General features: G+C 46.0%; 13 protein-coding genes. 10 read left to right on the top strand and 3 right to left on the bottom strand.

The genetic code is table 11. The annotated features are described in order from the left end of the window. The first annotated feature begins 3 nt into the window (after positions 1-3). Both BMX50_RS06930 and BMX50_RS06925 read left to right on the top strand, forming a co-directional pair. Positions 4-2091 carry a copper-translocating P-type ATPase gene (locus BMX50_RS06930; protein WP_244280883.1) on the top strand — a complete coding sequence of 696 codons (2088 nt, stop codon included), beginning with the start codon at positions 4-6 and terminating at the stop codon, positions 2089-2091. Positions 2092-2366: 275 nt separating this feature from the next. After that, positions 2367-2780 (top strand): bleomycin resistance protein, encoded by a 414-nt coding sequence (locus BMX50_RS06925; protein ID WP_091210340.1) that lies wholly within the window; start codon positions 2367-2369, stop codon positions 2778-2780. Positions 2781-2784: 4 nt separating this feature from the next. Here the strand turns inward: BMX50_RS06925 and BMX50_RS35110 are convergent, their stop codons facing one another. Genes BMX50_RS35110 through BMX50_RS06910 form a run of 3 tightly spaced genes read right to left on the bottom strand, consistent with a single transcriptional unit; the run spans position 2785 to position 3976 of the window. Further along, positions 2785-2991, bottom strand: coding sequence for a GDCCVxC domain-containing (seleno)protein (locus tag BMX50_RS35110; protein WP_091210339.1), 207 nt, complete (start codon positions 2989-2991; stop codon positions 2785-2787). A 14-nt stretch (positions 2992-3005) separates the two neighbouring features. Then, positions 3006-3611 (bottom strand): mercuric transport protein MerTP, encoded by a 606-nt coding sequence (gene merTP / locus BMX50_RS06915; RefSeq protein ID WP_091209524.1) that lies wholly within the window; start codon positions 3609-3611, stop codon positions 3006-3008. Continuing rightward, on the bottom strand, positions 3608-3976 hold the full coding sequence (locus BMX50_RS06910) for an ArsR/SmtB family transcription factor (RefSeq protein WP_091209523.1): 369 nt from the start codon (positions 3974-3976) through the stop codon (positions 3608-3610). Before BMX50_RS06910 ends, merTP begins: the two co-directional genes overlap by 4 nt. A 173-nt stretch (positions 3977-4149) precedes the next feature. On the opposite strand from BMX50_RS06910, the gene BMX50_RS34220 reads away from it, so the two are divergent. The 8 genes from BMX50_RS34220 to BMX50_RS06870 all read left to right on the top strand — a co-directional run bounded on the left by BMX50_RS34220 (position 4150) and on the right by BMX50_RS06870 (position 12474). Beyond that, positions 4150-4479 carry a hypothetical protein gene (locus BMX50_RS34220; protein WP_143065115.1) on the top strand — a complete coding sequence of 110 codons (330 nt, stop codon included), beginning with the start codon at positions 4150-4152 and terminating at the stop codon, positions 4477-4479. A gap of 350 nt (positions 4480-4829) precedes the next feature. Further along, positions 4830-5213 (top strand): HYC_CC_PP family protein, encoded by a 384-nt coding sequence (locus BMX50_RS06900; RefSeq protein WP_143065114.1) that lies wholly within the window; start codon positions 4830-4832, stop codon positions 5211-5213. Positions 5214-5337: 124 nt separating this feature from the next. Next, positions 5338-5586, top strand: coding sequence for a heavy metal-binding domain-containing protein (locus BMX50_RS06895; protein WP_143065113.1), 249 nt, complete (start codon positions 5338-5340; stop codon positions 5584-5586). 51 nt (positions 5587-5637) lie between these two features. Then, a complete protein-coding gene (locus tag BMX50_RS06890) occupies positions 5638-6912 on the top strand; it encodes an efflux RND transporter permease subunit (protein WP_091209515.1) in 1275 nt (424 codons plus the stop codon). Next, complete coding sequence (locus BMX50_RS06885; RefSeq protein WP_091209513.1) at positions 6909-8801, top strand: efflux RND transporter permease subunit; 1893 nt, start codon at positions 6909-6911, stop codon at positions 8799-8801. The genes BMX50_RS06890 and BMX50_RS06885 overlap by 4 nt, the downstream gene beginning before the upstream one ends. Beyond that, positions 8801-10030: a TolC family protein gene (locus tag BMX50_RS06880; protein ID WP_091209511.1), complete on the top strand. Its 1230-nt coding sequence runs from the start codon at positions 8801-8803 to the stop codon at positions 10028-10030. The genes BMX50_RS06885 and BMX50_RS06880 overlap by 1 nt, the downstream gene beginning before the upstream one ends. Continuing rightward, positions 10005-11270, top strand: a complete 1266-nt coding sequence (locus BMX50_RS06875) for a heavy metal-binding domain-containing protein (RefSeq protein WP_091209509.1) — start codon at positions 10005-10007, stop codon at positions 11268-11270. The genes BMX50_RS06880 and BMX50_RS06875 overlap by 26 nt, the downstream gene beginning before the upstream one ends. Next, positions 11263-12474, top strand: a complete 1212-nt coding sequence (locus BMX50_RS06870; protein ID WP_091209507.1) for an efflux RND transporter periplasmic adaptor subunit — start codon at positions 11263-11265, stop codon at positions 12472-12474. Before BMX50_RS06875 ends, BMX50_RS06870 begins: the two co-directional genes overlap by 8 nt. The last annotated feature ends 19 nt before the right edge of the window (positions 12475-12493 follow it).

Raw genomic sequence — 12493 nt, 5'->3', positions numbered from 1 at the left:
GCTATGAAAAATCAACACGATCATCACACTATGGGAGCGCATAAAATCCCAGCTATAAAACAACCAGGACCCAAGGCTAAAGCTGAAACTATAGATCATAGTAAAATGAACCATGGCAGTGACGGGCATATGGGTATGTCGGAGCATGATCACCATAGCATGATGATCGCTGATTTTAAAAAGCGTTTTTACGTGGTGCTCGTACTGACACTTCCGGTTATGCTGCTGTCTATGCAAATTCAGCAATGGCTGCACCTGGATATTAATTTTGCCGGTTCATCGTACCTGCTTTTTGCTTTAGCATCTGTCGTATTTGTTTATGGCGGCTGGCCATTTTTAAGCGGCTGGATGAGCGAAATGAAGGCTAAAAATCCCGGCATGATGACTTTGATCGGTTTTGCGATCACCGTTGCCTATGCCTATAGCGCAGCTACGGTGTTCGGACTGAAGGGTATGGATTTCTTTTGGGAACTGGCTACCCTGATCCTGATCATGCTCTTAGGGCATTGGATAGAAATGCGGTCAGTCATGGGTGCCTCAAATGAACTGGAGTTATTGGTTCAGTTGATGCCCGCAGATGCGCACATGGTCATGGGTAACAAAGTACATGATGTAAAAACAGATACGTTAAAAGAGAACGATGTAATTTTGGTAAAACCGGGAGAAAAAGTGGCCGCAGACGGGATTATTCTGGATGGTGAAAGCTATTTGAATGAATCCATGTTAACCGGTGAATCCAAGCCCGTTCAAAAAGTGAAAGGCGATAAAGTGATCGCGGGTTCAATCAATGGAAATGGTTCATTTAAAGTAACGGTATCTCACGCAGCCAAAGATTCCTATTTGTCGCAGGTAGTCAAACTGGTAGACGATGCGCAAAAGTCAAAATCTCAAACGCAGCTATTGGCCGATACTGCGGCAAAATGGTTAACCCTGATCGCATTGGTTACAGGTATAGGTACTTTTCTGTACTGGTACTTAACAGGGCAAAGTTTGGCGTTCGCGATGGAAAGAATGGTAACGGTAATTGTTATTTGCTGCCCCCATGCTTTGGGTTTGGCTGTGCCTCTTGTGGTAGCTAAGTCAACTGCCTTATCGGCCAAACATGGCTTGTTGATCAAAAACCGGACGGCATTTGAGAACGCAAGGAAGATCACCACCATTGTATTTGATAAAACGGGGACACTAACCGTAGGTAAGTTTGAAGTATCTAAAATAGTATCGTTAGATAAAACCATCAAAGAAAATGAACTGGTACGTTTAGCATCGGCATTAGAACAAAAATCAGAACACCCTATTGCTACAGGTATCCTGCTAAAAGTGAAAGACCTGAAATTAGACATTCCGCCAGCCGAAAACTTTAAGGCCATCACCGGCCAGGGGGTTCAAGCCACCGTAGATGGCAAAAAGTTAATGGTGGTTAGCCCCGGTTATTTAAAAGAAAATAAATTAGCCCTGCCGGATGGCTTTGCGGCCAATGACACGGAAACAGTTGTGTTTGTGCTAATTGATAAGAAATTGGCGGGATATATTTCACTGTCAGATGAGATACGCCCGGAATCGGCAGAGGCTATTAAGACCTTAAATGCTGAAAACATCAAATCTATCCTGCTTACGGGTGACAACAACAAAGTAGCCGCCAGTGTAAGCAAAACTTTGGGTATGGATAGTTTTATAGCCGAAGTATTACCGCATCAAAAATTAGAGAAAATTAAAGAACTGCAAAGCAAAGGCGAGTTTGTAGCCATGACCGGCGACGGGGTAAATGATGCTCCTGCACTGGCCCAGGCAGACATCGGTATTGCAGTTGGTTCGGGAAGTGACATAGCAGCAGAAACAGCCGGGATTGTTTTGGTGAACAGCAATCCTAAAGATATCGTTAGTTTAATCTTGTTTGGCAAGGCAACTTATCGTAAGATGATCCAAAACCTGGCTTGGGCAACCGGATATAATGTCGTTGCGCTGCCATTGGCGGCAGGCGTATTATATAACCAGGGCATAGTATTAAGCCCTGCGGCAGGTGCAGTATTAATGACAGTTAGCACGGTGGTTGTAGCAATTAATGCTGCTATGCTCAAAGTAAAAACCGGATGATTGCTTTCTACTAATGTGGTGTCAGGTTATAAAACATGGCGATTCAGCGACATTGATAGAGAACTTAATTTTAGCCTAAACTGAAAATACTTAACTTCGATTTATAAGTGCTAATCTTATGAACGGCAGTTTGTCTTCTTGCTGATTGCTCTGTAAATCAATTACTTTTATGCGCTCACCAAGTTCAAAAGCAACACGGTTCAATGCCGAATCCGTTTAAAGCTTACGATAACTGGCCAGGAAGATATTTATAAATTAAAACAGCTCCGATGTTTATGATCAACTTCAAAAATGCCATTCCCACTTTTCCTGCCGTAGATATAAGAAAAGCTGTGCAATTTTATGAAGACAAGATGCGCTTTAAGGCACGCCACCAAGAGAAGGAATTTGCGATAGTAGTTCGGGACGATATTGAGATCCATCTTTGGCAAGCATGTGACAAGCGCTGGAAGTTTCGGTTATGGTGGATATTCCGACCGATTGTAAGTGGAGCTGAAAGTTTTTTAGCTGGAACCGCCAGTTGCCGTATTGAAGTAAGAGGAATAGACGAACTCTATCAGGAGTATAAAGCTTCAGGTGTTATTTATAATTCTAATACTGTCATAGAAGAGCAGCCTTGGGGGCACCGTGACTTTCCTGTTTTGGATCTATATGGTAACTTGATTACTTTTTTTGAAGTTATCAGTTAGTTGGCTACCCGCAACAGGATGTGCCTTGCTGGATAGGCGGGCATTTAACGGAGCCATAGCTACAAAACACACAACAATGACCTGCCAGGGGCTTTAAGCGGGCCTTACAGCTTTCGCATTCATAAAAATATTGACAGGCATCTGTCGGCATTTCTTCTTCTTTTTTAAAACCGCAACTCGGGCAGGTAATGACAGAATGAAGCAGGATCATGGTTGACATAAGGGTTAATTGTTTTTTACTAATATGGGCTCGTAGCCTATTTCTTTTATTTTATGTTTGATACTGTCGGTGTTTGTCTTAGCCGGATTAAAACGAACAATGGTTTGTGCTTTTTCAAACGAGGTATTGGACGACGCCACCCCGTTAAGCCTCATTAGTATGCCATCGATATGTTTGGTGCAATCAGCGCAGCCCATTCCTTTAATACGCAGCATGATAGATTTGAGGTTGCTTTGCGGAATGATGATAGCAGTTGATCGTGGTGCTGACTTGTAAAACAAAGAAGAATACGAGGGGAAAGCGATTAATAAACCTGAAAGCATGGTAACGATCAACAGGAATTTTTTGGATTGCCAGAAGGAACGCCTTGCGGGAACGCAGCAATCTTTTTTATCTTGAAGGACCACGCTGAATTGTTGGTACCAGGCCACGGCAAAAATCAGCACCGTTAATCCTATGATATAGGGCCGGAAAGGTTCGATCCAGCTAAAGTAAGTCGCCGCCCCGCCTATCCCGCCAAAGATTGCAAGTAAAGGGGCAATGCAACAAAGTGATGCGGCCATAGCCGCCACGATGCCACCGATCCAACTTTTTTGATTAATTGCTTTCATGCGTTTATTTCCATTGGTGAGCCGCTGATCATACTAAAAAACAGTTTAAGCAGTGGCAATTGGACGGTACAAACCGAATAGAATATCGTTTGGCCAGTCTTCCGCGATTGTATAACACCGCCGTCCTTTAACTTTCGGAGGTGCTGGGATATTGCCGGGATTGTCATTTCCAGTATGTCGCTCAGGTCACACGGGCATAATTCTCGTTCCTCATCTAAAAGAAAAAGTATCTTCAAACGGACTTCATTCCCGGCTAAAGCTACAATCCGGGACAAGTCAGCAAAAAATCGCTGATTATCTTTGATCACTTTTCGGCAATTATTGATTTGCCCGCTGTCGGCAAAAATCCGCTTACATGCACTCATAAAGGTTATATTATCCAAAGATAAGTATTTAAGCAGTTACTTAAATACAATTAAGTAAAATTAAACTGATACAATAGGCTGTAAATTTTTAACGGAATTATATAAATCGCTCTAAAAGATTGCCGGTATATTAGCAGTATAATAAATTCGACAATACGCAGTTTAATAACAATATGAAATATTTCGCTGTTTTCCTTATACTGAATTTGCTGCTGTTATCCTCCTTTTCGGGGATAGCCGGTATTCAGTATGGAGCAGCAAGGTGTTGTAAACAAAAAATGCATCAGGATTGCTGTAAACAGCAAAAACAAAAATCTGCCGGCGATTGCGCCAAAGGAAATTGTGATGCAATGGTCAATTGCGGAACTTGCAGTTTTATCGTTGTTCAGCCGTCATCATTTTCGCCTGCGGTTGTTGATCTTCAACAACAACCAGCTTACCCTTTTTTAGTTGGTGACCTATCCGACTATCATGGCAATGGCTGGAACCCTCCAAAAGCTTAATAATTCATTTCGTTTTTTCGGCCGGTCTATGGCCGTATTATTCAATTTATTATTAATCTTAAAATTCAAGATCATGAAAAAGTTTCTTTTCATCACTATGATGATGTTGTTATCCGCTATATCAATAACTTATGCCAATACCCCTTGCTGCAACAGCAAAATGAACCACTGTACAACTTGTGCTAAAAACTGCGGGCCGAACTGCAAAGATTATTGCAGCAAGACTTGTAAGGAATCCGATGTTTGCAAGACTATATGTAAACTATAATGTCAAATTAAAGCCGCCTCGTATGGGGCGGCTTTGAAACTAAATTGTCCTTCAGAACGTATAATTTTATTATCTTCGGTTTGTGAAACGTACTACCCTCATCTTATTAACGGCTATTTATCTTTTATCCTGTGTGGGTATCGGGATAAACCGTTTTTATTGCTGTGGTAAACTGGCTTCAGTTACTCTGACCTACGCCATGCCGGACAATAATACCAAAGATTCAGGTGATAAGGATAATTGCTGCAAGCACGAAAAGCAAAGTTTCAAGGTAAAGGATAGTCATTTTAGTGCAGCCATTGCGGCTTTGGATCATCCAGTACTTGCGGTTATCCCGTCATTTATAACGCCGTATTGCGAACTTGCTTTAACGCAGTTACAACCGAAGATCACGTATAACGGCAATGCTCCCCCTGGACATTCCGATACACCCGTTTATACCCTTAACTGTACTTACAGGATCTGATCCTGCAATTCCTATGGCCCTGCGTTTCTGTACCCGGCTGTAACTCCCTTGTAATCCATCTTAATTTATAATTCACGCACAGGCTTTGCCTATGCTATTTATCCATTTTCAATTTTTAAAAAACATGAAAAAAGTAACGCTGATGGCTATCGCCATGCTGTTTTCTGCCGCGACCGTTTTTGCCGCTGACACGCACACCGGTAAAATGGCTTCCGACACCACCAAAAAATTAAAACCGGCTAAAGTGCAATACACTTGTACGATGCACCCGGAGGTATTAAGTAACAAGCCTGGAAAATGTCCGAAATGCGGTATGGCTTTGGTTAAAAAGACCGATGCCAAAAAGAAACCCGCAGAAAAAATGAAGATGTAAAATCATTCCTCCCCTTTGCTATTAGCGAAGGGGAGGATTAAAGCAATTAAGATGATTAACCAATTGATTACCCTGTCTTTAAAAAATAGGTATATCGTTCTGCTGATCGCGGTTGCCCTTTTTGCATGGGGAGCCTACGCGGTTAAAGACAACCCTATTGATGCCATACCCGACCTGTCGGATAATCAGGTGATCGTATTTACCGAATGGCAAGGGCGCAGCCCTCAGATCATGGAAGACCAGGTGACTTACCCGCTGGTGAGCAACCTGCAAGGCATTCCCAAAGTAAAGGCCATCCGCGCAACTTCCATGTTCGGGATGAGCTTTGTGTATATCGTATTTGAAGATAAAGCCGATGTGTATTGGGCAAGGAGCCGGGTATTGGAACGGCTGAATTATGCGCAGCGTTTATTGCCGCCGGGTATTACACCAACATTGGGGCCTGATGGTACAGGTGTCGGCCATATTCTTTGGTACACTTTGGATGCGAAAGGCATGAACCTGGGTGAACAAAGGGCTTTACAGGATTGGTATGTGAAGCTGGGTTTGCAAACCGTGCCGGGCGTAAGCGAGGTTGCTTCCTTCGGCGGCTTTGAAAAACAATACCAGGTTACCATCGACCCGCATAAATTGAACTACTATAATATTTCCTTGTCACAGGTACTTAAATCTATCAAAAGCAATAACAATGATGTAGGCGGACGTAAGTTTGAAATGAACGGCACCGGTTATATTGTTCGTGGTCTTGGTTATATCAAAAGCTTAACGGATGTAGAAAACATCCCGGTTGGCGTGATTAATACCAACCCGGTGAGGATAAAGGACGTGGCTACCGTACAAATGGGCGGCGATGAGCGCCTGGGCATCTTTGACCGGAACGGCAATGGCGAGGCCGTTGGCGGTATCGTGGTGATGCGCTATGGCGAAAACGCGGATAAGGTGATCCATGCGGTTAAGGATAAAATGGCCGATATTAAAAAGGGATTACCTGCCGGGGTTAGCTTCAATATTGCCTATGACCGCAGCGAGCTGATCGAGAACGCGGTGAACTCCGTAAAGCATACGCTGATCGAGGAAATGATCACGGTTTCCATCATTGTTATCCTGTTCCTTTTTAGCTGGCGCAGCGCGTTAAGCATCATTATCCAAATTCCCATTACCATAGCCGCCAGCTTTATCCTATTAAATGCATTTGGTATATCATCCAATATTATGTCCTTAACAGGCATTGCGCTAGCTATCGGGGTGATCGTAGATAATGGTATCGTCATGGTGGAAAACTCACACCGGAATTTATCCATCGCACAACAAAAAGAAAAGTCATGACCACGATAGAAAGAATAAAAATTATAGAAGCATCCTGCAAGCAGGTTGGCCGTGGCGTGTTCTTCTCCACGCTGATCATCGTTGCCTCTTTCCTGCCGGTATTCCTGTTGGAAGGGCAAGAGGGCAAATTGTTCGGCCCATTAGCCTGGACAAAAACGTTTATACTGGCCATAGACGCGATATTGGCGGTAACCTTAGCGCCCGTGCTGATCTCCTTTTTCCTGAAAGGGAAGCTAAGAACGGACGACCATAATCCGCTGAACCGGGGGCTGGAAAGAATTTATCGCCCGATACTTAATTGGTGTGTTACCTGGCGTAAAACCACGCTGGCGATCAATATCGTCGCTTTGCTCATCAGCATACCGCTGATGCTTTCTTTAGGCAGCGAATTTATGCCGCCGTTGGACGAGGGCACGATCCTGTTTATGCCGGTCACCCAACCGGATGTTTCTAATGCCGAAGCCAAGCAGTTGCTGCAGGTTCAGGATAAGATCATTAAAAGCGTACCCGAAGTGGCCAATGTATTAGGCAAGGCCGGGCGTGCCAATACCGCTACCGACAATTCACCCATCAGCATGACCGAAACGATCATCCTGTTAAAGCCCAAAGATCAATGGCGCAAGGGCTTAAAAAAAGAGGATATCATCAATGAGCTGAATGCCAAGCTGCAAATACCCGGCGTAGTGAACGGCTGGACGCAGCCCATCATCAATCGCATCAATATGCTTTCCACCGGCATCCGTACCGATGTGGGGCTGAAAGTTTACGGCCAGAATTTAGACACGATCAATGCGCTTTCCAACCGGATGAAGCAGGCGTTGACCGGGTTAAATGGTGTAAAGGATCTGTATGTTGACCCGATCACCGGCGGCAAATACCTGGATATTCAGGTGAATAAGGATGCCATAGGCCGCTACGGTTTGAGCGTGGATGAGGTGAACGAGGTCGTAGAAAGTGCGTTGGGCGGTATGAATTTAACCACTACGGTCGAGGGCAGGCAGCGGTTCAGCGTTAACGCGCGTTTGGCGCAGGATTGCCGCAATAACCTGGAAGCGATCAAGCGTACCTTAGTGCAAACGCCAAATAACGGACCGATTCCTTTATCATCAGTGGCGGATATCAGGATCAGTGATGGTCCGGCCATGATCCAGTCGGAAAACGCGCTATTGCGGGGAACTGTGCTGTTTAATGTGCGCGACCGGGATCTGGGCAGCACGGTTAAAGAGGCACAGGATAAATTAAATACGCTGGTCAAAACCTTGCCCAAAGGTTACTATATCGAATGGAGCGGGCAATACGAGAACCTCATACGTGCGGAGCATACCTTAAAGCTGATATTGCCTATTGTATTGATCATCATTTTTGCCTGCTTGTATTTTGCTTTTCACTCTATCCGCGAAGCATTCTTCAGCCTGATCTCTATTCCATTTGCGCTGATCGGCGGTGCCTATATGGTTTATTTCTTCGGTGTTCACCTGTCAGTTGCGGTGGCTGTGGGTTTTATCGCTCTGTTTGGGATAGCGGTTGAAACCGGTATCGTGATGGTGATTTACCTGAACGATGCCATGCAGCAATTGGTGGCGCTTAGAGGCAACAGTAAAGAAACGATCACACGGGAAGACCTGCGGGAATACGTCATGAACGGCGCGGTCAAACGACTGCGGCCAAAGCTGATGACGGTTTGCGTGGCCCTGTTCGGTTTGGTACCGGTGCTTTGGGCAGCTGGTACCGGCAGCGATGTGATGCGGCCTATCGTGCTGCCGATGATCGGCGGCGTTTTAACTTCTTCCACCCATATCCTACTGGTTACCCCGCTGATCTTTTTAATGGTTAAGGAATACGAACTCAGGAAACATGGCAAACTGGAAATATTGGAGGTAAAGGAATAATGAAAACAAGAGATCAAATCATACTTACCGCATTTATTTGCTTTGCGGCTTTATCTGCTAAAGCTCAGCGTTTACCCTTAGACAGCGTTTTAGCCCGTGTGGGCAACAACCCGGCCTTGCAGGCTTATGATGCCAAAGCCCAGGCGCAGGATGCCTATGCGACCGGCGCAAAAAGCCTGGATGCGCCAAAGATCAGCGCCGGGCAATACCAGACGCCTTACCAATTAAGCCCCAATACCGGCGCGTTTATGGTGCAGGCCGAACAAATGTTTACCAACCCCGCCAAGCTGAAAGCCAAACAAGCTTATATGCAGGGGCAGTCCAAAGTAACCGCTGAGGATAAGAACTATCTAAAAAATCAGCTGATCGCACAGGCCAAGCAAGCTTATTACGAACGGGTGGTACTGGAAAGGAAACTGACCTTGCTGCAAAACACGCAGGGCTTACTGGAATATATGCTCAAGGACGCGAATATCCGGCTGACCTATGGCAAGGAAAAGCTGCCCAATATTTACAAGGCCAAGGCGGAGTTATTTGAATTGGAAAATACCCGCGAACAGCTCCATAACGAGATCAGCCGGAAAAACATCCTGCTCAATACCCTGATGAACCGCGACAAGGCTACCGTTTTTGCGGTGGATACCAATGTTGCGGTGAAAGATTATGAAAGCGCGCTAACCGATACGGCTGCCCTTGCCGCTGGCCGCAGCGACATTAAAGCGATCAGCCGTAATTTGGACTTGCAGGCCTTAAATGCCCAAATGGAATACAGCAAACGTAAGCCGGATTTTGGCTTACAGGCCGGGCACATGTTCAGCTACGGCGGCAACGCCAATCAATATATTCTCATGGCTTCGGTGACTATACCTGTTGCTCCCTGGTCTTCCAAAGAATACAAGGCCAACCTGAAAGGCATACAATACGAGGTGGCGGAACTGCAACAGAAAAAACTGGATATGCTGAACCAGGCAGCAGGTGCTTTAGCCGGCATCCGGGCCGACATGCACAGCAAGAAACGGCAGGTCAATAATTATCAGCAAAACATCATTCCGGCCTTTCAAAACAGCTATAAATCTGCTTTACAGGCTTACGACCAGAACACCGGCGATCTGCCGTCAGTATTGACGGGCATCAAAGATTTACAGGCAGCCCGGATGGAAGCCTTGGATCGTTTACAGGAACTTTTAACCCTACAGGTGGCTTATGAAAAAGAGAATGAGCAACATTAAAATACTAACAGCGGCCCTGTTGTTCGGCATAGCGCTGATCACGGCCTGTTCCGATCATAAAAATAAACCCGCTGTCGCACAGGTTCAAAGCGCGGCAAAATATACCTGCCCGATGCACTCGCAAATACTGGAAGATCACCCAGGTAATTGTCCTATTTGTGGAATGACCCTGGTTAAAAAAAACGGCCAGGCCAGCGAGGGTGCGGGCATTAGTCTGCATACGGTCTTACAGCCGGTGAATGCTTCGGTGATCTCAACCGTTGAAGCCATCTTACCTGAACAAAAAACATTACCGGCAACCGTTTCGGCAAACGGCTACCTGGATTTTGACACACGTACCTTTAACAATATCGCTGCCCGTTTTTCGGGCCGTATCGAAAAATTGTATATCAAATACGCTTTCCAGGAAATCCACCGCGGCCAGCGCATGTTTGATATCTACAGCCCTGAGCTGGTTACGGCGCAGCAGGATCTGATCTTTGTGAGCAGGAACTCGCCGCAGGAAACCGGGTTGGTCAATTCCGCCAAACAGAAATTGCTGTTATTGGGTATGACAGGTACGCAGGTGGCGCAAGTGCTGAAGACGGGCAAAGCTTTTTATAGCCTGCCGGTGTTTAGTCCTTACGAAGGCCATGTGCATGATATGCCGCATAGCCAGATGCCGGGCGCAGCGGATACAAAGATGCCGCCGGATCTGAGCAGGAACCAACCTTTAGCGGTTAAAGAGGGCATGTACGTCGAAAAAGGCCAGACCCTGTTTAATGTAGTTGACCCGCACCGGCTTTGGGCCATATTGAAGATCCAGCAAGCTGATGTCAATGGCGTCAGGCTGGGCCAGCCGGTAACGATTAAGATTGATGATGCGGATATGCAAATGAACGGCAAGATCGATTTTATCGAGCCGGTATTGCAGGCTGGGGACCGTTCCCTATCGGTGCGCGTTTATCTGAATAATCACCAGCACGGCATGAAAGTAGGCAGCCTGGTCAAAGCTGAAATACAAACGGGAGAAGCAAAGGGCCTTTGGATTCCCCGGTCTGCGCTAACGGATCTTGGCCGGACAAAGATCGTCTGGTTAAAAAAAGGCGGCGCATTTGAGGCCCGGCAAGTCAGCGCCGGTTTAACCAATGGCAGCCAAATCCAAATTACCAAAGGTTTATCTGCAACGGATAGCCTGGCAAGCCACGCAGAATACTTAACCGACAGCGAAAGTTTTATTAAAACGAAAGGAAATGAATAAGATCATTATTGGGTTATTGTTGTTAGTGCTGGCCTTTGCCGCTTGTAAGCAAAAACCTCTGCAAGCGACAGTACAAACACAAAACAAAGCTTACTATACCTGCTCTATGCATCCGCAGATACATGAAGAGCATCCGGGCAATTGTCCCATTTGCGGTATGAAGCTGATTAAGGTGGAATTATCCGGCAGTGATGATAAAGCTACGGATAAGATCACCCTAACTGCTACGCAATTACAACTGGCCAACATTCAGACCGATACGGTTCGGGAAGCCTATACCGGGCTGGAAAGAACTTTGACCGGAACGGTCGTGACGGATGAAACGAAAGCAACGGAACTCAGCGCGAGAACAGCCGGACGGATACAGCAATTATTCATCAGGGCAGTAGGTGTAAAGATCGCTGCGGGACAGCCGGTTTATACCCTATACAGCGAAGACTTACAGGAAGCTGAAAAGGAATACCTATTGGCCAGGCAGCAGCAAAAAGTGCTGCACAATCCCGACGTGGATTACGACCAGTTGATCAGCAGCGCGGAAAGCAAGCTGCAATTATGGGGCCTGACACCCGCGCAGATCAAAAACTTGGCGGCTTCGGGAAAGACTTCAGCCACCACAACGCTATTGAGTAAGGTAAGCGGGACGATAAGCGACATCCTGGTTCATGAGGGTGATTATATCACCGAGGGTATGACCATCCTGAAAACGCAGGCATTAAACAGCTTGTGGGTGGAAGCCCAGCTTTACGCCGGTGAGACCGGTGGCTATAAGGTAAATGACCCGGTGAGCGTGGCTTTTCCTGACTTGAACGGGCAGGTGTTGACCGGCAAGGTGGAGTTTATTAACCCAGAATTGTCGGATGCATCGAAAATAAACCTGATCAGGATCAGCATTCCGAATCCGCAGGGATTGATCAGGCCCGGTATGCTGGCCTATATCTCCATCGCAAAGGGCGGCAGCCGTTCCCTGGCGGTAGCAGCCTCCGCTGTGCTTACAGATGGAAAAGGCAGCAAAGTGTGGCTTAAAAACAGGGATGGTAGCTTTTCACCAAAAATGATAATAACCGGTACTGAAAATCAAAGTTACGTACAGGTACTGTCTGGTTTAAATGCGGGAGATGTCGTGGTCACGAACGGCGCGTATCTGTTGAACAGTGAGATGATCTTTAAGAACGGCAACGATAATATGGCTGCAATGCAAATGTGACGCCTGAGAGATACGGCAT

The organism is Mucilaginibacter gossypiicola, assembly GCF_900110105.1.
Lineage (GTDB): Bacteria > Bacteroidota > Bacteroidia > Sphingobacteriales > Sphingobacteriaceae > Mucilaginibacter > Mucilaginibacter gossypiicola.
Note: the sequence above shows the minus strand (reverse complement) of the source record. Positions and strands in the feature narration are given on the sequence as shown.